Genomic DNA, 19,710 nt, shown 5'->3' with positions numbered 1-19,710 from the left:
AGCCGGGGTGGTACCTACCGGAACGCATGCTTCCTCCGCGTCTGCCCCTCGCCGTCGAGACCCGCGCCGTCACGGCGCCGGACGGTACGCGGATCACGTACTACGCCACCCGATCCCCGTATCCGGGAGCGCCCGTCGTCCTGCTCGCGAACGGGCTCGGGGGCCAGCACATCACGTGGAGCGCGCAGATCGAGCACCTGCGCGGGCGCTACCGCTTCCTCACGTGGGACTACCGCGGCCTCTTCGCCTCCGCGCGTCCGCCGGAGGGCTCGCCCGCGTCGTATGCGATCACGCGTCACGCCGAGGATCTCCTTGCGATCCTGGATGCCGAAGGCGAGCCGCGCGCGGCGCTCGTCGGCTGGAGCATGGGGGTCCAGGTCGTGCTCGAAGCGTACCGAAAGGCGCGACATCGGGCGCGTTGCATCGTGCTGCTGAACGGCACGAGCGGACGGCCGCTCGACACGGTGAGCCCGCTCCCGGGCATGAAGACCGTGCTTCCTTCGCTCGTGGAGTTCGGCAGCCGCGTGCATGCGCTCGCGTCGCAGGTCACGCGCAGGGCCGCGGACGTGCCCGAGGCGCTCGGGTGGCTCAAGGCCATGGGCGTCATGAACGAGTCGCTCGACGACGCGGTCTTCAACGAGCTCGTCCAGGGCTTCAGCGCGCTCGACATGGAGGCGTATTTCCACAACCTCCGCGCGCTCGGTGATCACGACGCCTCGGACGTGCTCGGCACGATCGACGTGCCCACGCTCATCGTGACGGGGGATCGCGACGCGATGACGCCGGCCTCGCTCGCGAAGGAAATGGCGAAGCAGATCCCCGGGGCGGAGCTCTACGTCGTGCGCGGAGGCACGCACTACACGGCGGTCGAGTTCCCCGAGCTCGTGAGCTTGCGGCTCGAAAAGTTCCTCGCGAAGGCCGCGCCGGGCGCGGGCGGAACGACGATCGATTAGAGCTCGATTTGCCTGAATTTCCCGCGAAAAAGGCACGTCGAGCGGCCGGCCGCGCCGTGGCGCGGGTGCTAGTTTGTGGTCGGGGGGATGGAGGATCGCGGCCCGCGTCTCGGCACGGGCGCGCGTTCGTCCATCGCTAGCAAGGTGGGATCGATGCGGCTGCTCGTCGTCGACAACTACGACTCGTTCACCTACAACCTCGTTCAATACCTGGAGATCTTGGGCGCGAAGTGCGTCGTGCGGCTGAACGACGCGATCGACGTGGACGGCGCGCGCGCCCTCGACCCGGACGGCATCCTGGTCTCGCCCGGGCCGTGCTCGCCGAACGAGGCAGGCGTGAGCCTGAAGATCATCGAGGCGCTCGGCGGCGAGCGTCCCTTGCTCGGCGTTTGTCTCGGCCATCAGGCCATCGCGCAGGTGTTCGGCGGGCACGTGGTGCGCGCAGGGCGCGTGATGCACGGCAAGACGTCGCCGATCGAGCATGACGGGCGAACGATCTTCGCGGGGCTGCCGCGGCCCTTCGTGGCCACGCGGTACCACTCGCTCATCGTGGAGCCGAGCTCGCTGCCGAGCGAGCTCGAGGTCTCGGCGTGGACGACCGAGGGCGAGATCATGGGCCTGCGCCACGCACGGCTGCCGATCGAAGGCGTGCAGTTCCACCCCGAGTCGATCCTCACGACGCGCGGGATGGACCTGCTCCACAACTGGCTCGATCTCGTGAAGGAGCACGCCCGTGCTCGGACGGGAGGAGCGCTCGCAGGAGCGCTCCTGTGAGCGCGGACGTCGCCTGCTTCGCCCACGTGTTCGAGCAGATCGCGCGGGAGAAGCGAGCGCTCCCGCGCGCGATCGTGCGTGGCGCGTTCGACGCGATCCTCGCGGGCGCGTGGACGCCGGTGCAAGTGGCCGGGTTCGTGGTGGCGCTGCGCCTGCGCGGCGAGGACGCCTCCACGATCGCGGCGGCGGCCGAGGCGATGCGCGCAGTGATGGTGCGTGTCGATCACGGGCTGCCCGCGGTCCTCGACACGTGCGGGACCGGGGGCGATGGGCTCGGCACGCTCAACGTGTCGACGGCGGCGGCGCTCGTCTGCGCCGCGACCGGCGCGCCCGTCGCGAAGCACGGAAACCGCAGCGTTTCGAGCCGATCGGGAAGCGCCGACGTGCTCGAAGCGCTGGGGGTGCCGATCGACGTGCCGCCCGAGCGCCAGGCCGAGGTGCTGCGCGAGGCGCACATCGCGTTCCTGTTCGCGCCCGCGCACCACCCGGCGATGCGGCACGGCGCGCCGGTGCGGCGCGAGCTCGCGATCCGCACGATCTTCAACGCGCTCGGGCCGCTCTCGAACCCGGCGTGCACGACGCATCAACTGCTCGGCACGTACGATCACGCGCTCCGCCCGATCTTCGCCGCGACGCTGGCCGAGCTCGGCGTGCGGCGCGCGTGGGTCGTGCGCGGCGAGGATGGGCTCGACGAGGTGAGCCCGTTCGGGCCGACACGCGTGACGGAGCTCGCGCGTGGATCGCTGCGCGAGATGGTCGTGCGGCCCGAGAACTTCGGCCTGCCGGTCTCGCCGCCGGGCGCGATCCAGGGCGGCTCGGCCGCGGAGAATGCCGAGGCGATCCTCGCCGTCTTGCGCGGCGAGCCGCACCCGGCGCGGTGCGCGATCGTGCTCAACGCGGCCGCGGCGCTCGCCATCTTCCGCGAGACGGACGACCCGCGCGACTGGCCGGATCTCGCGGCGGAAGCAGCGGCGGCGCTCGACAGCGGCGCGGCCATGCGCAGGCTCGCATCGCTCCGTGATGCCGCGCTGCGCGTGCGAGAGCCGGAGGCGGCGTGATGGACGGGCAGGGAGCAAAGCGCGTCCTCGACACGATCCTCGCGTCGAAGCGCACTGAGATCGCAGCGCTGCTCGCCGCGCCTCCGCCGCGCACGACGCGCGTGCCTTCAGGCGGCGTCTTCGAAGCGCTCCGCCGGCCCGAGGGCGGGGCGCTGCGGCTTCTCGCCGAGGTGAAGCTACGTTCGCCGTCGGTGGGCGCGCTCTCGTCGTTGCTGAGGCCGGCCGAGCGCGCGCAGCGATACGCGGAAGCTGGCGCGGCGATGATCAGCGTGCTCGTCGACGGTCCGTTCTTCGGCGGCTCGTACGACGACCTCGCAGCATGCCGTGACGCGCTCGACGCGGCCTTCGGCGCGGCGCGGCCGAAGCTCCTCTGCAAGGAGTTCATCCTGGACCCGATCCAGCTCGCCATGGCCGCGGCGCACGGCGCGGACGCGGCGCTCTTGATCGCGCGCATCACCTCGGCCGAGGCTCTCGCGCGGCTCGCGGACGCGGCGCGGGATCTCGGGATCGAACCCTTCGTCGAGGTCGCGACCGAGGACGAGCTCGCAGCGGCCGAGCGCGCTCACGCGCGTGTCCTTGGCGTCAACGCGCGCGATCTCGACACGCTCGCCATGGATCACGCGCGCGCCGAGCGTGTGCTCACCCGCGCCGATCGTGGCGCCGCGCGGGTGCACCTCTCTGGACTCGCCTCGCCGCCCGACGTCGCGCGCATCGCGCAAGGCCCCGCCGACGCGGCGCTCGTGGGCGAGGCCCTCATGCGGCAGGACGACCCGGGCCCGCTGCTCGCCGCGATGGTCGCGCGCGCCGCCGCCCGCTGATCCTCACATCGCCGCGGGCCCCGACATCATCCGGGCCGAGCAGCGACCGCCCTGACACATGCATCCGCCGCCGCAATCCATCGTCCCCTGCCGACACTCCATCGAGCACAGCACGGCCCTGCAATCGGGCGCCGCGCTCCGCGCGACACACGACGCTGCGTGGCAACACGCCGCCGGCGCGCAATCCGCGTCCGTGCTGCAGGCCGCATCGCCTGGAGCAGCCGCCTCCGTCGAGGATCCCGTGGGCGACGGCGCGGCCGGGGGCTGTGTGTCTGTGGCGGGACGAATGTCCTCCGCGTTCCTCGGGCCCGAAGGCGACGCGGAGTTACACGCGAACACGAAGAGCAGCGGCAGGATCGTACGCATCGAGCGATCCTCATGCCCCGCCGAGGCGACCTCGTAAAGCCTTCAGACGCCGATGTGCTGCTTCAGTTGCGCCGTGAGCGCATCGAGATCGGCCTGCACGTCCGTGACAGGCACGCCTTTCGTCTGCACGAACCGCGCGAGATCGGCGAACGACGGATCCTCGAGCAACGCCGCGGCGGCGGGGAGCGTGTACCCGCGATCCCGACCGAGCCGCACCACGAGCGCGCGGATCTCCGCGCGGAAATCCACGCCCGAGAGCGCCCTGTACAGGATCGCGGCCGCGAGGTGCGCAGCGCTCTCTTCCTTGCGCGACGCGACCTCCAGGAGCTCCGACACACGCAGGTGCACGATCGCCCGCGGCACCACGTTGTCGAGCCGGGCGAGCGGCGCGAGGGATCGCTGCTCCAGCACGATCGCCTTCCCGAGGTCGCCTGCGTCCTTGTGGTACCCCGCGAGCGCAGCGAGCGTCCCGGCGTGGCCGAGCGCGTCGTTCTGCGCGTCGAACGCGCCGAGCAGCGCGTCGAGCCCGCCCTTCTCCTCCACGGCCCCCGCGACCGGCCCGACGATGGATGCGTCGTTCGCCGCGCGCACGGCCTCGCCGAACATCGAGGCGAGCGCCGCGAACGCGCCCGCGCCGAGGAAATACGACGTCGCCGTGATCCCGGCCTCGATGCCCGCTTCCTTCGTCCCGCCGGGCACCTTGCCCTCGACGGACGCGACGAACGCGGCGCCGTATCGCTCGCCGAACGCGACCTTCACCGCGGCCTCGTCCTGCCCTGCGCGCTCGTCCGGCCGCGCCTCCATCCACGCCGCCACCGCGATCGCCGCCGCCTCCGTCGCTTCCAGACCCATCGCCGCACCCCCTTCGAGCAGCGGCGCGCGTGTCATGAGCCGCGCCTCCACGAGCTCACCGAGGAGCGGCTCGAGATCCGGGCTCTCGGGCTCCCCAGCCTCCCGCAGGGCCGCGATGCGCCGCTTCACCTCCTCGGGCATGGCGGGCATCTCGGGCCGCGACTCGGGCGGCATCCGCTCGAACGCGGCCATCATGCGACCGATCTGGCGGAACCTCTCGTCCTCCACCGACTCGCGCGCAAACACCTTTTCGACGAGCGTCTCGGGCACGGGCGGCAGCGCGCGCGTGAGGATCCAGAGCAAGCGTCGCGCGTCGGGGGAGAGGTGCGCGACCGCGGTCTCGACGGCCGTATCGGACATGCCGCGCAGGGTACTGGCGGGCGGGATCAGGGAGAAGAGGGCTCGACGGGCTTGGGGAGGATCCAGAAGGGTGCGAGGTTGATCTCGAGGTCGAAGGGCGGCAGGCGGGGAGTTTCATCCTCGGCGGCGGATGCGACGAGCAGGGGGCGTTCGCGCTCGGTCTGCCAAACCTCCAACAGACGGATCTCCGGATCGATCAACCACACCCAGCCCACGCCGGATCGCGCGTAGTGCGGCAGCTTGATCCGGCGATCGTCGCGAGCGGTCGACGGCGAGAGAACCTCGCAGCACCAATCGGGGAGCAGCGTGATGGGGTACTCGTCGGGCTGCTCAGGAGAGCGTGTAACGCGAAAGCCGGCGAGGTCGGGGTTGAAGAGCCGATCGCCGAAGCGAATGGCCGCCTCGCGCTCGATCCACCATGCTCCGTCGCCGGGGGTGTCCATCGGGCTGAGGTAGTAGAGGGCCCGCTCGCACTGGGCTACGGCTCGCCGATGCGGCGCATCAGGCCGAGGTAACACGCGAAGCTGTCCCGGCTCGAGGATCTCCCCGCTCAGGTACTCGGGCAGGCGATCGATCTCGGCGAGAAGCTCCTCGAACGTACGGTGCTTCGGCGCGGGGTCCCCCATGCCACGGAAATAGCACGAGCGAGCGACCCCGCGCTGCCCGCCCGCCTACCGCTTCAGGAGCGTCGCGAACGGGTTGTTCGTGAACTTCCCCTGCGGCTGGGGTTTGCCCTGGGGACCGCCCTTGCCCTGCGGCCCTCCGCGCCCTTGCTGCGGCCCTTGCCCGCCGCGCCCCTGCTGCGCGCTTTGCGACTGCGCCCCCGGCTGCGGGCGTTCGCCCTTCCGCGCCGTCAGCGAGATGCGCTTGCGCACCATGTCCACCTCGAGCACGCGCACCTTCAGCTTGTCGCCGACCTTCACCACCTCGCTCGGATCCTTCACGAACCTGTCCGCGAGCTGCGAGACGTGCACGAGCCCGTCCTGGTGCACGCCCACGTCCACGAATGCGCCGAACGCGGTCACGTTCGTGACCACCCCTTCGAGCTCCATCCCGGGCTTCAGGTCCTCCATCGTCCGCACGTCGTCGCGGAACTTCGGCGGCTCGAAGCTCGCGCGCGGATCACGCCCCGGCTTCTTCAGCTCGACCAGGATGTCGTTCATCGTGTACTCGCCGACGTCGCCGCCGATGTACTTCTTCGGATCGATGCGCCCGATGAGCTTCGTGTCGCCCACGAGCGACGCGACGGGCACGCCGAGGTCTCCGGCGATCTTCTCGACGAGCGCGTAACGCTCCGGGTGCACCGCGCTCCCGTCGAGCGGATGCTCGCCTCCGCGGATGCGCAAGAAGCCCGCGCACTGCTCGAACGTCTTCGGCCCGAGGCCCGCCACGTCGAGCAGCTTCTTCCGGCTCGAGAACGCGCCGTGTTGATCGCGGTGCGACACGATCTTCTTCGCGAGCGAAGGACCGATGCCCGCCACGCGCGAGAGCAAGGGCGCGCTCGCCGTGTTGAGCTCCACGCCGACCATGTTCACGCAGCTCTCCACGACCTCGTCGAGCTTGCGCGCGAGCAGCGACTGATACACGTCGTGCTGGTACTGCCCGACGCCGATGCTCTTCGGATCGACCTTCACGAGCTCGGCGAGCGGATCCTGCAGCCGCCGCGCGATGCTGATCGCGCCGCGCACCGTCAGGTCGAGATCCGGGAACTCCTCGCGCGCCACGTCGCTCGCCGAGTACACGCTCGCGCCGGCCTCGCTCACGGGCACGCAGAAGATCTCCTTCAGCCCCTCGGCCGCGAGCACATCGCGCACGAACTGCTCCGTCTCGCGCCCGTGCGTCCCGTTGCCCACGGCCACCGCGCTCACGCCGTACTTCCGGCACAGGTCGCGGATCGTGCGCTTGCCGCGCTCCTCCGCGTCGGCGCCTTGCACGAGGTAGATCGTCTCGTTCGCGAGCAGCTTGCCCGTGTCGTCGACGACCGCGCACTTGCAGCCCGTGCGTTGTCCCGGATCGATCCCGAGCACCGCGTGCGTCCCGAAGGGCGCCGCGAGCAGGAGCTCCCGCAGGTTCTGGGCGAACACCTCGACCGCCGCGCGATCCGACTGCTGCTTCAGCTCCACGCGCACGTCGATCTGCACGCTCGGCGCGAGCAGCCGCTTGTACGCGTCGCTCACCGCCTTGCCGAGCTCGCCCGCCCAGGGCGAGCCGCCGTCGAGCCCGCTCATCTTGCCGATCGGCGCGAACAGCCTCTCGCCATCGAGATCCACCGACGCGCGCAGGATCCCCTCGGCTTCACCGCGGCGGATCGCCAGGTAGCGGTGCGACGGCATGCCCGCGACGGGCCCTTCGAAGGTCGCGTACGTATCGAACTTCGTCGCCTTGCCCTCGTGCTCCTCGTTTTTCTTCACGCGGATCACGCCGTCTTGCATGTACGCCTCGCGCACGGTCTTGCGCACGTCGGCGTTCTCCGCGATCCGCTCGGCGCAGATGTCGCGCGCGCCCGCGAGCGCCGCCGCGACGTCGGGCACCTCCTTGGCCGCGTCGACGAAGGCCTTCGCCTCCTCGTCGGGGCTGCCTTCCTTCGCTTGCGACCAGATCCGGTCCGCGAGCGGCTCGAGCCCGCGCTCCTTGGCGATGATCGCGCGCGTCCTGCGCTTCGGCTTGAACGGCAGGTAGAGATCTTCGAGCTCTGCCTTCGTCGCGCAGCCGACGATCTTCTTCTTCAGCTCGTCCGTGAGCTTGCCTTGCTTGCCGATCTCATCGAGCACCTGCCGGCGCCGCTCGTCGAGCTCCACGAGGTACGTGCGACGCTCCTCGATGGCGCGGATCTGCACCTCGTCGAGCCCGCCCGTCGCCTCCTTGCGGTACCGCGCGATGAACGGCACCGTCGCGCCCTCGGCGAGCAGCTTTACCACTGCCGAGACGCCCGATCGGGGCAGCGTGAGCTCCTCCGAAAGCGTCGGGACGGGGTCGAAAGCGGGCAGCGTGATCGTGGGCGAGGCCACCGTGGTGGAGTCGGTCGTGGCAGTCATGGGAGGGGTGGCTTTAGGCACGGGCTGGACGGTTGTCCAGGGGGAAAACCGCGTCAGACGCGGCGCCGGAGCTTGCCCGTGGCCTCGCGCACCCGCGATTCCGTCTCGCGGAGAACTCGGCGTGTCATCGGACCGAAGCGTTTGCCTTCGTGACGGGTGCCGCGGAAATGGGACGATCCGATATCTGGCGGTTCCGTTCGGAGAAGCGAGCGCACCGAGACCGATACCGAACGCGCTCGCCTGGAGCAGGCCGTCGCCGCGGCGTTCGTCGATATGGGTTCGTCCGCGCCAAGGTCCAGGATGCCTTGCTCAACCGCTCGGGCGTCTGCTCTCGTCAGGCCGCCTTCGGCGCCTCGCTCTCGGCCGCCTCGACCTTCGGCTCGTGCGGGGTCCACAGGCTGATGCGCGTGATGTCCAGGCCGCGCCTTCCATCCGGCAGCACCACGATCATGTCCTCGAAGCGCGCGTTCTCCACGATGTCGTCCGCCGCGTACGCGTACCGCGCGTGAATCGTCTGCCCGAACGTGCTGTCGAGGCCCGTCAGGATCGCGAGGATCTCCACGTTCCCCTGGCCGAGCTCCTCGACCGTCATCCCGTGGAGCGGGCTGTGCTCGTCGATCGGATGCATCACCGTCCACGTCATCGCGAAGATCGGGTTGGTGGCGCGGAGCAGGTTGAGATCGAAGAACCGCCGCATCCGCTCGCCCTCGCTCGTCGTGTCGAACTTGAGCGCACAGACGCGGATGCTCGCCTCCACGATCTGGTTCGCGCGCGCGTTCGCCACGCGGAACACGAGGTGCGGCACGCCGTTGCGCTTCGAGAGCAGCGCGACGTCGCTCCACACGACCCGCGCCATCGGCCGCGCGAACTTCGCGAACACGATGCCCGTCGCCAGCGCCAGGCCAAAAAGCCCGAAGATCGCCTCGATCGTCACGAGCACGTGCGCGTAGAGCGTCTTCGGCGCCATCGCCCCGTAGCCGATGGTCGCCATCGTTTGAACACTGAAGAAAAACGCGTCCGTGAACGACCCCGGCTCCGCGTTCGCGATGGCATCCCCGCCGAGGAGATACAGAAACGCGAACATGAGGTTCGTCGCGAGGTAGGCCGTGAAAAGCGAAAGGGCCACGACCGGCCACCGGGCCTTCATCACCGCATGGTAGAAGTCGTGCCACGACGTGATTTGCCCCTGGATCGCGATGCCGGCGAACTCTCCGCTGCGGGTCAAGGTCCGCGTCCACTTCGTCGCCTTCGGGGGAGGAGATGGAGGGACCTCTGCTTGGCTCATCGTGCCGGCGAGCGTAGCGGAAGTCCGCGCGACGTGGGGAAACGATGCTCAGGGCGCGAGGGCGACCAGGAACGTCTCGTAGTACCCCGAGCTGGGCGTCGGCCCGAGTCCGAAGTCCACGGCGCCGACCGCCGTCCCCGCGATGTACACGCGCCCCTCTCCGTCCACCGCGGCCCGCTGCCCCATTTGCATCTCCGACCCGCCGAAGCGACGCAGGAATACGGGATTCCTGTCCGCGTCGAGCTCCGCCACGAATGCGTCGCCCCAGATCTCGGCCTCGGACGCCGCGAGGCTCGCCTCGCCGAACGACATGCGCCCGGCCATCTCTCCCGTGATGATCACGCCCCCGCCGGCCGTCACCGCGACGCCGTGCCCACGATCCCAGCCGTCGCCCCCGTAAAGGACGCTCCGCCGGTGATTCGAAGCCGCGTCGAGCTCCAGGAGATACGTGTTCGTGTCGTATTCGCCCACCGCCTGGATGAATCCACCGCCGAGGTCGACGTTCCCCTCGACGTCTCCCGTGATCACGAGCCCGCCATCGGCCGTGAACGCGACGCTCCTCGCATCGTCGTAATACCCCGCGGCTCCCATCACGTGGAACCAGAGCGGTTTTCCATCGGAATCGTACGTCACAACGTACCCGTCCTGAAACCCGTTCGATTGCACAAGCTGGTCTTCGAAGCCCACCACCATGGCGTTCATGAATTGCCCCACGACAGCGATCCTCTCCCCCTGCACCGCGATGTCCTCAACGGTCACGACTTCGCCGCCGCCCTTCAGCATCTGCGACCACGAGGACGCGCCCTTCGCGTCGAGGCGCACGACGAAGCTGCCGAACGAAGTGTCCTGCGGCTCGCCGATCCCGAGATCCACCTCGCCCAACGTCTGCCCCGCGACGACCGCGCCCCCGTCCGGCATCGCCGCGACGGCCGTGCCGCGTTGAACCCCCGCACCGCCGAACGTCCGCGCCCAGACCACCTTCCCCGCCGGATCGAGCTTCGCCACGAATGCGTCGTCACTGCCGCCCCATGGCAGCGTGATCCCGTCGAGATCGACCGGCCAGCCGAACGTCCCCACGATCAGCGCGGAGCCGTCCGGGAACACCGCGACGTCGTTCGACATCTCCGCGAATTCAGCGCCGAACGCGCGGCTGTAGACGTGATTGCCTTCGCCGTCGTACCGCGCGACGTACGCTTGATAATTGTTCCCCGGCCCGGGCAGCGTGCCCCCGCCGAGATCGACGTCTCCATAAAAGCGGCCCGACACGACCACGCCGCCCGATGCGACGCCGACGAGCCCCACCGGCTCGACGTAGCTCCCGCGCCCGAACCGGCGCGCCCACAGCGCCGTGCCCGGATCCACGAACGAGGTCTCCGCGACCTCGTTGCCACAACCCACGAACCACGCCGAAAGCCCCACGAGCCCGAGCAAGCGAAGGAAGGACACGCGTCACCTCACGTCACGAAAAGGAAAAGCCCTCATCGCGACGCTAACAGAAAGGCCTTCCGCCGGTCACGCACCCGCGCGGGACGCAAATGGCCGGAGCACGGCTGCGGCGTCGACCGATACGCGCCCCGCGCCGAGCACCCCGTCGAGCGCCGGATCCACCGCGAGCGCCGCCTCCACGCGGAGCAGCGCCGGCAAATACACGATCTCGCGCCCGAGCCCGCCCCCGCGATACACGCGCGCCGTGATGCGAAGCGCGTCCGGAACGCTCGCCCCGTGCGAGAGCAGGAGCCGCGCCGCCTCCACGAAATCGGCCCCCGCTTCGAGCGTCCGCGCCGCCACGTGCCGGGACGCAAGCTCGCGCCGTCGCCCGCCCACGAGCGCACCCGCGCGCCGCTCGAGCCAAAGCGCGCGCCCCTCCTGATCATCCGCGCCGCTTTGCGTGCCGATCACGAAGATCCCGAGCGACATCTCCGCCGCCCGGCACCGCGGGAGCACGTGCCCTTCGATCTCGTGAAGCACGGTCCGCTCCACGTCGGCCCGCGTCATGGACCGCCCCGCCGCGACCTGCACGACGCTCTCGCCCGTCGCCGCGAGCGACGACAGATCCCGCACCACGACCACCCGGAATGGCAGGCGCCGCGCCCCGATCTCCGCGCGCATCCGCACGAGCAGCGATCCCTCGTCCGCCTCGTCGTCGCTGCGAATGGGCGCATCCTCTTCGGACACGCGCGGCGGCGGCTCCGAGAGCCAGCGCCGCGCGAGGTCGTCCGCCGCGTCATCGTAATGGTCGCGCCGGCCAAACCTTTTCCTCGCCGCGGCCCAGAGTTCCTTCGTCCCGACCGCCGAGCAGACCCGCGCCTCCGCCGCAATCTCCCGGGCCCTTCCGGCGTACACCGCGCCGAGCGGCCCTTCGTTCTCCAGGAACGCCGCGAGCTCCCCGAGCGCGCCCACGAGGCCGTCGTGATCGGGCGGCGGCTCGTACGAGAACCGCGGCGCCTCGTGATCACCCCGCGCCCACGCGCTGCCCAGCCGATCGAGCTCCGCCCGCAGGTTCGTCGGCGTCGTGCACATGATCATGCGCACGCGCGAGGCCGCCTGCACGAGCGCGTTCCCCGCGTCCGTGATCCATTGCGACGAGTGAGGGCCAGAGGCGCGCGGCACGGTCCCTACAGCAAGTTCGCCGCGAGCTCCGCGAGCTCGCTGCGCTCGCCCTTCGCGAGCACCACGTGCCCGGCGATTTGCTCCTGCTTGAACCTGTCGGCCACCACGCTGAGCCCGTTCGACGCGTGATCCACGTAGGGGTTGTCGATCTGGTGCGGATCCCCCGTGAGGATGATCTTCGTCCCCTCGCCCGCGCGCGTGATGATCGTCTTCACCTCGTGCGGCGTGAGGTTCTGCGCCTCGTCCACGATGAGGTATTGATGCGGCAAGCTGCGGCCGCGGATGTACGTGAGCGGCTCGACCTGCACGATGCCGCTCTCCAAAAGCTGCACGAACCCGCGCCCGTCCGCGTTGCTCTTGCCGCGCGTGGCTCCGCTCGAGAACAAGAACTCGAGGTTGTCGAAGATCGGCTGCATCCACGGGTTCAGCTTCTCGTCGACGTCGCCCGGCAAGAACCCGAGATCCCGGCCGAGCGGCATCACCGGCCGGCTCACGAGCAGCCGCGAGTAGACGCCGTCCTCCACCGTCCGCTTGAGCCCCGCCGCCAGCGCGAGGAGCGTCTTGCCCGTGCCCGCCTTGCCGATGAGCGTCACCAGCCGGATCGTGTCGTCGAGCAAGATGTCGAGCGCATAGGCCTGCTCCTTGTTGCGCGGCCGGACGCCCATCACCCCGTCGCGCGGCGTACGCAGCGACACGACTTGCCCCTTCGAAGCGTCGTACCGCCCGAGCGCCGTGTGCGTCGCGCTCGCCTCGTCACGCAGGAGCACGCCCACGTTCGGATAGAGCGCCGAGCGGTGGGGCGCCGCGACGAACCCGTGCTGGAAAAACAGGTCCACGTCGGTCCCCGGCACCTCGACCTCGAGCACCGACAGCTCGTTCTCCGGATCGGGCGCGTTCTGGCTCTCGTACGTCTCCGACGTCACCCCCAGCGCGTCCGCTCGGATGCGCAGGTTCGTGTCCATCGTGACGAAGATCGTCGGCTTGCTCTTGTCCTTGTCGCGGACGTCGATCGCGACCTGCAAGATCGCGAGGTCCTGCGACTTCGAATCGAGCCCCACGAGCGCGTTCGGCCGTCGCTCGGGGATCGCGATCCGGAGCGAGCCTCCTCGTTCGAGCGGCACGCCCACGGAGAGCGCGCCCGCGGCGCTGCGCAGGCCGTCGAGCAATCGCGCGATCGTGCGCGCGTTGCGCCCCCGCTCGCTCCCTTCCCGCTTGAACTGGTCGATTTCCTCGATCGCGTAGATCGGGATGATCAGGTCGTTGTCCTCGAACTTGAAGATCGCGTGCGGGTCGTGGAGGAGGACGTTGGCGTCGAGGACGTAGTTTTTCCTCATGGCTGAGCTTCTTCGGCCCGTTGCAAGTGGGGTTCGGGGCGTAGCTCGGCTTGTCCGAGCAGAGCCCCAATCGTTGTCAGGAATGACGGCCAGGCGGCGTACCCCCCGACGGGGAACTGCGCAAGGCTATACCATTCGCACGTAGCGTCCGTGGCGAATGAGCGGCTCGCCGTCCAGGTCGACGTCCGTGTCGGCCGCAGCGAACGCGAGCTGACCGTGCGACGTCCAGAGCGCCCCGGTCCGCGACGCGAAGTTCTCGCCCAGCGACAGGTGCAAGCCCGGCATGTTCTCGTCGTGGATGAGCTCGCCGAGCGGCGCCGCGATGCCGATGTTCGCTCCGAGCGAGAGCAGTCCCACCCGATCGTGGCCCATCGCTTCATTGATGAACTTCTCGACGTACGCCTTCACCGTGGCGTCCCGACATTCCACGCGCTGCACCCGCCCGCCCTCGAACGTGAGTCGAATCGGCCGGCTCGACAGCGAGCCGAGCCGCGAGCCGTAGCCGCCGCCCATCGACGCATCGACCACGTACGTGCCCGTCACCTGCCCAGGCGACGTCACGAGCGCGCCGTATGGCACGTTCAGCCACTGGCCCGAGCGGATCATGCTCCCGTTCGCGAACCAGCGGAGGTTCGGCGCCATCTCGACTTCGAGCGACGTGCCCGCCTGCGAGCGCACCTGGAGCTTCGAATGCGGCTTCATCGCGTTCCGGAGCGCCGCGATCAGATCGAAGACCCGCGTCGAGCTCGCCAGCATGCTGTTCACGAACGCGCGCCGGCTCGTCCCCACGATGTGCACGTGCCGCGCGCGGTTCGCCGTGGCCGCCATGACGAACGAGTGCCGCGCGTCGTACTCCCCCTCCTCGTACGTCGCGGCAAACAACGTCACATCGGCGCCCGGCACCGCCGCGAGCACCTCCTGCGGGCAGCGCCCCCACGGCCGCGGCGCGAGCGCCTCCACGTCGATCCGCTCCACGCGCGCCCGCCGCTCCTGCGCCACCTGCTCGAACGCGCGCGCGACGTCCTCGTTCTGCCGGTCGTGCACGATGAGCAGCCGCTCGTTTGTCTCCAGCGCGACGAGCTCGTCGAGCACGCGCGCCGCCGGCGTCACGAGCCCCGGGTCGACCGTCGGCCGCGCCGAAAGGAGCGTCTGCGCCCGCGGCGGCGCCGGCGGCCGCGACGTCGAATGCGCGAACGACGGGGGCGGCGGCGAGGTCGGCGGCGGCGGGATCGTGGAGATGGCCCGCGGCGCTTGTGACCCTTGTGACGACGGGTGCGACGTGTTGCGCTTCTGCGTCGACGGGGCCCAGGAGCGAGGGGTGGTCGAAGGCGGCGGCGGCGTCACGCCACGGGAAAACCCCGCGGGCGACGGCGGCAGCGGCGTCGAGCGACCGAGCCCCGAGGACGGCATCGGCGGCGGCGGAATGGAGGCCGGGTTCGTCGGACGCGTGGCCGGCGGCGGCGGCGTCGGCGTCGGCCCGCGCTGCGGGGGCGGCGTGTAGAACGGTTTGCCGCTCGACGTGGACACGGGTTTGTCGTCCGGGTTCGTCGGGGAGGAAGGCTCGCGCGCGGCCTTCGGCTCGCTGCTCGGAGGAAGCTCGGAGAACGCTCGCCGCGACGACCCGCGCCCCGGCGAAGGAGGTGTCGGTCCCGTGGCGCCGGGCGGACCCTTCATGGTCGTCACAGTCGAAAAGTTACTCAATTTTTCGCGACGTGTCAGGCACCGTGTCGGTCCGCTGACGCTTTCAATCCCATGGCACAAAACCGCCGCTTCGAGGGATCCCGCGTAGCTCGGTTCGCGCCGGAGCGCTGGGCTCAGAGATCGATGCGGTAGTCTTTGATCTTGTAGAGCAGCGCGCGGTGGCTGATCTCGAGCACCTCGGCGGCGCGCGTGCGGTTGCCTTTGGTCTTCTGCAGCGCGCGGCGAATGAGGATCTCCTCGATGACGCGCGCGGTCTTCTTGATCGAAAGCTCCCCGCTCGTCAGGTGGAGCTGGATCGGATCACGCGCCTCGCGGATGCGCTCGGGAAGGTCGTCGGCCTCGATGCTGTCTTTCTCGGCGAGGACCATGGCGCGCTCGATGGTGTTTTCGAGCTCGCGCACGTTGCCCGGCCAGCCGTACTCGAGGAGCAGGCGGCGCGCCTCGGGCGAGAGCGCGCGGATGTTCGTCCCGAAGCGCGCGTTGTTGCGATTCATGAAGTGCTCGACGAGCAGCGGTACGTCCTCGCGCCGCTCGCGGAGCGGCGGGATGCCGATCGGCAGGACGTTGATCCGGTAAAACAGGTCCTCCCGGAACCGACCCGCTTGCGTCTCGGCATGCAGGTCGCGGTGCGTCGCGGCGATGATCCGCACGTCGACCTTGATGTCCTTCGAGTCGCCGAGCCGCCGCATCGTCTCTTCCTGCAGCACCCGGAGCAGCTTCACCTGGAGCGAGAGCGGCAGCTCGCCGATCTCGTCGAGCAGGAGCGTGCCGTGGTTCGCCTGCTCGAAGAGACCGACGCGGTCGGTGGTCGCGTCCGTGAAGGCGCCGCGGCGGTAACCGAAGAGCTCACTCTCGAGCAGGTTCTCGGGGATCGCCCCGCAGTTCACCGCGACGAACGGCCCGCCGCGCCGCGAGCTCCGCCGGTGGAGGGCCCGCGCCACGAGCTCCTTGCCCACGCCGCTCTCGCCGGTCACGAGCACCGTGGTCTTGTAGTCGGCGATCTTGGCGATCGTCTTGAAGATCGCCTGCATGCTCTCGCTCTTCGCGAGGATCTCTTCGAAGGTGCTCTCGCGCAGGATCTCCTGCTTGAGCGCGCGGTTTTCCCGGCGGAGCGTCTCCCGCTCCTCGGCCTTGCGCAGCGTGAGCAAAAGCTCTTCGGCCTTGAACGGCTTCTGGATGTAGTCGTACGCGCCGGACTTCATCGCCTCGATGGCGAGGTCGACGTTGCCGTACGCGCTCATCACGATGACCGTCGCCGGATCACCCTTCGCCTTGAGGGTCGCGAGCAAATCGAGCCCTCCGAGCCGGGGCATCCGCACGTCCGTGAGGATGAAATCCGGACCGAAGGATTCGAGGAGCGCGAGCGCCTCCTCGACCCCCGACGCCACCTCCACCTCGTAGCCGTCGCGCTTCAGGAAGGAGCGAACGACGACCCGCAAGTTCTCTTCATCGTCGACGAGCAGGACTCGACGCATGGATCCTCGCAAACTTTTCTACACGGATCGAGGCTACCCTGCAACGGTTGCACTGGAGGCACGATTGACAGGGGCTTCCATGAGCCGTATCCCCGGGTCCGGAAGATGCGGCGGGGGCCGAGGATCTTTTCATGAGCGTGATCGATCGACTGGGAAAAAAGCTCTCGTCCTCCAGCGCCGTGATGCGCCTCATCAGCAACGACCGCGTGATGCAGGTGGCGACGGGCCTCATGGACGCGCGAGGCCGGCTCGAAGCGGCCGCAGAACGCGCCTCCGAAGCCTGGAGCATCCTCCTCAACGGCCACGCGCTGCCCACGATCGACCCGGCCCTCGATGGCGGCGACGACGTCGTGGGCGCGGCCGGCAAGAGCCCCGCACCCGCCGCGAAACCGGCCGAGGCGAAGGAGAACGGGGCCGCGACGAACGGCGCCGCCGCGCACGCCACGACGAACGGAGCCGCGACGAACGGCGCCGCCGCGCATGTCGCGACGAACGGGGAAACGACGAGCACCGAGGCGCCGAAGCCGGCGGGCCCCGGGAGCGCGGCGGAGGAAAAACTCGCCCAGCAGATGGCGTCGCGCACGTCGCTCTCGCGCATCGGCGGCCGGGACGTCTTCGAGAAGTGTTACAAGTTCATGACCGCGGACAACGCCCGCGCCATGGGCGTCTACCCGTTCTTCCGCCCGCTCGACTTCAACAACGGGCCGGAAGCGCAGCTCGAAGGCCGCAAGGTCATCATGCTCGGCTCGAACAACTACCTCGGGCTGACCACGCACCCCAAGGTCCGCGAAGCCGCGAAGAACGCGATCGACAAGTACGGCACGAGCATGACCGGCTCGCGGCTGGTGAACGGGTCGATGCGCCTGCACAACGAGCTCGAACAGAAGCTCGCGGCCTACCACGGCAAGGAGGCCGGGCTCGTGTTCACCACGGGCTACCAGGTCAACATCGCCACGATCAGCGCGCTGCTCTCCAACAAGAAGAGCGTCGCCGTCATCGACAAGGACGACCACGCCTCGATCTACGACGGCGTCCGCCTCGGCCAAGCCGCCGGCGCGCGCATGGTCCGCTACCGGCACAACGATCCCGAGGCGCTCGACCAGGCCCTCTCCGAGCTCGACACGAGCGAAGGCGCGCTCGTCATCACGGACGGCGTGTTCAGCGCGCAGGGCGAAATCGCGAACCTGCCCGGCATCGCCTCGGTCGTGAAGAAGCACAAGGCGCGGCTCCTCGTGGACGACGCGCACGCGCTCGGCGTGATCGGGCCCGGCGGCCGCGGCACCGCCGCCCATTTCGGGGTCGCGGATCAGGTCGACCTCATCGGCGGGACGTTCTCGAAATCGCTCGCGTCGATCGGCGGCTGGCTCGTCGGCGAACGCAAGGTGCTCGATTACATTCAGCACTTCGCCTATAGCTTCCTGTTCGCCGCGAGCGCCGCGCCGCCGAGCGTGGCCGCGGCGATGGCCGCGCTCGAGGTGATGCAGGAGGAGCCCGAGCGGCAGGAAAAGCTGCGCGAGAACTTCACGTACATGCGGAACGAGCTGCGCCGTCTCGGCTTCGAGCTCGGGAAGACGGAGACCGCCGTGATCCCGATTTACATCCGCGACGACCTGCGCACCGTGATGATGTGGAAGACGCTGCTCGACGAGCACTCGATCTACGTGAACCCATTCATCACGCCCGGCGTCCCCCCGAAGCAGCAGGTTCTCCGTACGAGCTACATGGCGACGCACGAGCGTCACCACCTCGATCGCGCGCTCGAAGCATTCGAGAAGGTCGGTAAGAAGTTCGGCGTGATCTCGTAGCGCCACGCTTCCCCGAAGAGCGTCCGTCGTCCCCTCTGGACGCTCTACCGACTCCCTCCGCGTGAACGCGCGCGTACCATGACGCGTAGCCCGGCGTTCACAGCGACGCGTGAACGCCGCACCCCAAGCAACGTAAGACGGTGGCACGGTGCGTGTTACGCACCCCCGTGGTACGAATACGCAGGCGCCCCGCGCGCTCGTTGCGGCGCGTCCGTCGCTGGAGGGTTTTCATGTTCTTGCGTCCATCCTTCGCCAAGCTTGTCGGCCCGAGCGCCCTGTTCCTCGTCCTCGCCGTGAGCGGCAGCGGCTACGGCGGTTGTTCCGACGCCGACGCCCAGATCGAATGCGACGCGAACGGGGAAAACTGCATGATCTGCGACGGCTACGGCTGTCACCCCGCCAATCCCAACGTGGGCCAAGGCGGCGGCGGCGGCCAGGGCGGCCAGGGCGGCGGCAATCCCACGTGCGACCCGAACGTGACCACCTGCGCCTGCGTCGACAATGGCGACTGTCCCTCCGGCCAGGTCTGCCTGGAGGGCCTCTGTCTCGTCGGCTGCAACCACAGCTACGAATGCGGCCCCGGCAAGGTCTGCGCAAACGGGCAGTGCGAGGTCGGCTGCGACGAGAACAGTCCGTGCCAATCTGGGTACGTCTGCGACAAGGGTGTCTGCGTCGCCGACCCCGTGACCGCGTGTCCGATGAAGCCCTGCGCGAGCAACGAGGCCTGCATCGACGGCATCTGCGAGCCGGCCTGCACCAAGCACAGCGACTGCCCAGCCGGCGAGATCTGCGACAGCACGGCCGGCGGCTGCATCCCCGATCCCTCCCCCATCCCCGGCTGCGGTCCAGGCAAGGAGCCCTGCCCCGGCGCAGCCCAGTGCGGCGCAGACGGCTACTGCCATTACCCCTGCGGCGATCTCAACGCCTGCAAGCTCATCGACAATCGCTTCGTCGCCTGCGCTCAGGGGATCTGCAAGACGAACGAAGAGGTCAACCCCGAGTGCGACCTCGATACCCCCTGCCCGCCCGGCAAGGACTGCATCTCGAACGAATGCCTGTGATCGTCGGCTGATACGGAGCCGCCTCATCGCAAACCGCCGCGCCGGGGCGCTGCCCCGGGCCCCGCGGGGGCTGTTCGCCCCTCGACCCGAACCAGGGCCTGAGCATTGGTCTCATCTGGGAGGCGCTTCGCTGGGGCTTTGCCCCAGGCCCCACCGGGGCTATCCGCCCCTGGACCTGGACCAGCGCAAGCGCTGGACCCGGGGTCGATGAACTGCGCGATGC

The 19,710-nt window shown here is 69.5% G+C and carries 16 protein-coding genes; 6 read left to right on the top strand and 10 right to left on the bottom strand.

The window, feature by feature from the left end; genetic code table 11:
• Positions 1 to 26: 26 nt before the first annotated feature.
• The 4 genes from KEG57_RS49265 (at position 27) to KEG57_RS49250 (ending at position 3,603) form a co-directional block, all read left to right on the top strand.
• The gene (locus KEG57_RS49265; protein ID WP_272427839.1) at positions 27 to 953 is read left to right on the top strand and encodes an alpha/beta fold hydrolase; all 927 of its coding nucleotides are present in this window, start codon (positions 27 to 29) and stop codon (positions 951 to 953) included.
• Between the two features lie 153 nt (positions 954 to 1,106).
• Entirely contained in the window at positions 1,107 to 1,727 is a 621-nt protein-coding gene (locus tag KEG57_RS49260) for an anthranilate synthase component II (RefSeq protein ID WP_272427838.1), read from the top strand.
• The gene (trpD, locus tag KEG57_RS49255) at positions 1,724 to 2,785 is read left to right on the top strand and encodes an anthranilate phosphoribosyltransferase (protein WP_272427837.1); all 1,062 of its coding nucleotides are present in this window, start codon (positions 1,724 to 1,726) and stop codon (positions 2,783 to 2,785) included. Before KEG57_RS49260 ends, trpD begins: the two co-directional genes overlap by 4 nt.
• Positions 2,785 to 3,603, top strand: a complete 819-nt coding sequence (locus KEG57_RS49250; protein WP_272427865.1) for an indole-3-glycerol phosphate synthase TrpC — start codon at positions 2,785 to 2,787, stop codon at positions 3,601 to 3,603. The genes trpD and KEG57_RS49250 overlap by 1 nt, the downstream gene beginning before the upstream one ends.
• A 3-nt stretch (positions 3,604 to 3,606) precedes the next feature.
• Here the strand turns inward: KEG57_RS49250 and KEG57_RS49245 are convergent, their stop codons facing one another.
• The 10 genes from KEG57_RS49245 to KEG57_RS49200 all read right to left on the bottom strand — a co-directional run bounded on the left by KEG57_RS49245 (position 3,607) and on the right by KEG57_RS49200 (position 16,621).
• Positions 3,607 to 3,969, bottom strand: coding sequence for a hypothetical protein (locus KEG57_RS49245; RefSeq protein ID WP_272427836.1), 363 nt, complete (start codon positions 3,967 to 3,969; stop codon positions 3,607 to 3,609).
• 42 nt (positions 3,970 to 4,011) lie between these two features.
• A complete protein-coding gene (locus KEG57_RS49240; RefSeq protein WP_272427835.1) occupies positions 4,012 to 5,181 on the bottom strand; it encodes a hypothetical protein in 1,170 nt (389 codons plus the stop codon).
• 26 nt (positions 5,182 to 5,207) lie between these two features.
• The gene (locus KEG57_RS49235) at positions 5,208 to 5,807 is read right to left on the bottom strand and encodes a Uma2 family endonuclease (protein WP_272427834.1); all 600 of its coding nucleotides are present in this window, start codon (positions 5,805 to 5,807) and stop codon (positions 5,208 to 5,210) included.
• Positions 5,808 to 5,852: 45 nt separating this feature from the next.
• Positions 5,853 to 8,216, bottom strand: a complete 2,364-nt coding sequence (locus tag KEG57_RS49230) for a Tex family protein (RefSeq protein ID WP_272427833.1) — start codon at positions 8,214 to 8,216, stop codon at positions 5,853 to 5,855.
• A 334-nt stretch (positions 8,217 to 8,550) separates the two neighbouring features.
• The gene (locus KEG57_RS49225; protein WP_272427832.1) at positions 8,551 to 9,501 is read right to left on the bottom strand and encodes an ion channel; all 951 of its coding nucleotides are present in this window, start codon (positions 9,499 to 9,501) and stop codon (positions 8,551 to 8,553) included.
• Between the two features lie 48 nt (positions 9,502 to 9,549).
• Positions 9,550 to 10,947 carry a hypothetical protein gene (locus tag KEG57_RS49220; RefSeq protein WP_272427831.1) on the bottom strand — a complete coding sequence of 466 codons (1,398 nt, stop codon included), beginning with the start codon at positions 10,945 to 10,947 and terminating at the stop codon, positions 9,550 to 9,552.
• A 66-nt stretch (positions 10,948 to 11,013) separates the two neighbouring features.
• A complete protein-coding gene (locus KEG57_RS49215) occupies positions 11,014 to 12,111 on the bottom strand; it encodes a tyrosine/phenylalanine carboxypeptidase domain-containing protein (RefSeq protein WP_272427830.1) in 1,098 nt (365 codons plus the stop codon).
• A 5-nt stretch (positions 12,112 to 12,116) separates the two neighbouring features.
• Complete coding sequence (locus KEG57_RS49210) at positions 12,117 to 13,445, bottom strand: PhoH family protein (RefSeq protein ID WP_272427829.1); 1,329 nt, start codon at positions 13,443 to 13,445, stop codon at positions 12,117 to 12,119.
• A 126-nt stretch (positions 13,446 to 13,571) separates the two neighbouring features.
• Entirely contained in the window at positions 13,572 to 15,119 is a 1,548-nt protein-coding gene (locus tag KEG57_RS49205; protein WP_272427864.1) for an aminopeptidase, read from the bottom strand.
• Positions 15,120 to 15,259: 140 nt separating this feature from the next.
• Entirely contained in the window at positions 15,260 to 16,621 is a 1,362-nt protein-coding gene (locus KEG57_RS49200; protein WP_272427828.1) for a sigma-54-dependent transcriptional regulator, read from the bottom strand.
• Positions 16,622 to 16,752: 131 nt separating this feature from the next.
• Between KEG57_RS49200 and KEG57_RS49195 the strand changes: the two genes are divergently transcribed.
• Together KEG57_RS49195 and KEG57_RS49190 are read left to right on the top strand one after the other, a co-directional pair.
• Entirely contained in the window at positions 16,753 to 18,426 is a 1,674-nt protein-coding gene (locus KEG57_RS49195) for an aminotransferase class I/II-fold pyridoxal phosphate-dependent enzyme (protein ID WP_272459835.1), read from the top strand.
• 230 nt (positions 18,427 to 18,656) lie between these two features.
• Complete coding sequence (locus KEG57_RS49190; protein ID WP_272459834.1) at positions 18,657 to 19,487, top strand: hypothetical protein; 831 nt, start codon at positions 18,657 to 18,659, stop codon at positions 19,485 to 19,487.
• Positions 19,488 to 19,710: the final 223 nt, after the last annotated feature.

Source organism: Polyangium jinanense, from assembly GCF_028435365.1.
The sequence above is the reverse complement of the archived record's forward strand: the minus strand, read 5'-3'. Positions and strand labels throughout refer to the sequence as shown.

Excerpts from the sequence above, each read along its gene's own strand:
- KEG57_RS49205 (WP_272427864.1), bottom strand. The coding sequence starts at position 15,119 with ATGAAGGGTCCGCCCGGCGCCACGGGACCGACACCTCCTTCGCCGGGG.
- KEG57_RS49245 (WP_272427836.1), bottom strand. The coding sequence starts at position 3,969 with ATGCGTACGATCCTGCCGCTGCTCTTCGTGTTCGCGTGTAACTCCGCG.
- KEG57_RS49250 (WP_272427865.1), top strand. The coding sequence starts at position 2,785 with ATGGACGGGCAGGGAGCAAAGCGCGTCCTCGACACGATCCTCGCGTCG.
- KEG57_RS49225 (WP_272427832.1), bottom strand. The coding sequence starts at position 9,501 with ATGAGCCAAGCAGAGGTCCCTCCATCTCCTCCCCCGAAGGCGACGAAG.
- KEG57_RS49210 (WP_272427829.1), bottom strand. The coding sequence starts at position 13,445 with ATGAGGAAAAACTACGTCCTCGACGCCAACGTCCTCCTCCACGACCCG.
- KEG57_RS49235 (WP_272427834.1), bottom strand. The coding sequence starts at position 5,807 with ATGGGGGACCCCGCGCCGAAGCACCGTACGTTCGAGGAGCTTCTCGCC.
- KEG57_RS49190 (WP_272459834.1), top strand. The coding sequence starts at position 18,657 with ATGTTCTTGCGTCCATCCTTCGCCAAGCTTGTCGGCCCGAGCGCCCTG.
- KEG57_RS49260 (WP_272427838.1), top strand. The coding sequence starts at position 1,107 with ATGCGGCTGCTCGTCGTCGACAACTACGACTCGTTCACCTACAACCTC.
- KEG57_RS49265 (WP_272427839.1), top strand. The coding sequence starts at position 27 with ATGCTTCCTCCGCGTCTGCCCCTCGCCGTCGAGACCCGCGCCGTCACG.
- KEG57_RS49240 (WP_272427835.1), bottom strand. The coding sequence starts at position 5,181 with ATGTCCGATACGGCCGTCGAGACCGCGGTCGCGCACCTCTCCCCCGAC.
- KEG57_RS49230 (WP_272427833.1), bottom strand. The coding sequence starts at position 8,216 with ATGACTGCCACGACCGACTCCACCACGGTGGCCTCGCCCACGATCACG.
- KEG57_RS49200 (WP_272427828.1), bottom strand. The coding sequence starts at position 16,621 with ATGCGTCGAGTCCTGCTCGTCGACGATGAAGAGAACTTGCGGGTCGTC.
- KEG57_RS49195 (WP_272459835.1), top strand. The coding sequence starts at position 16,753 with ATGAGCGTGATCGATCGACTGGGAAAAAAGCTCTCGTCCTCCAGCGCC.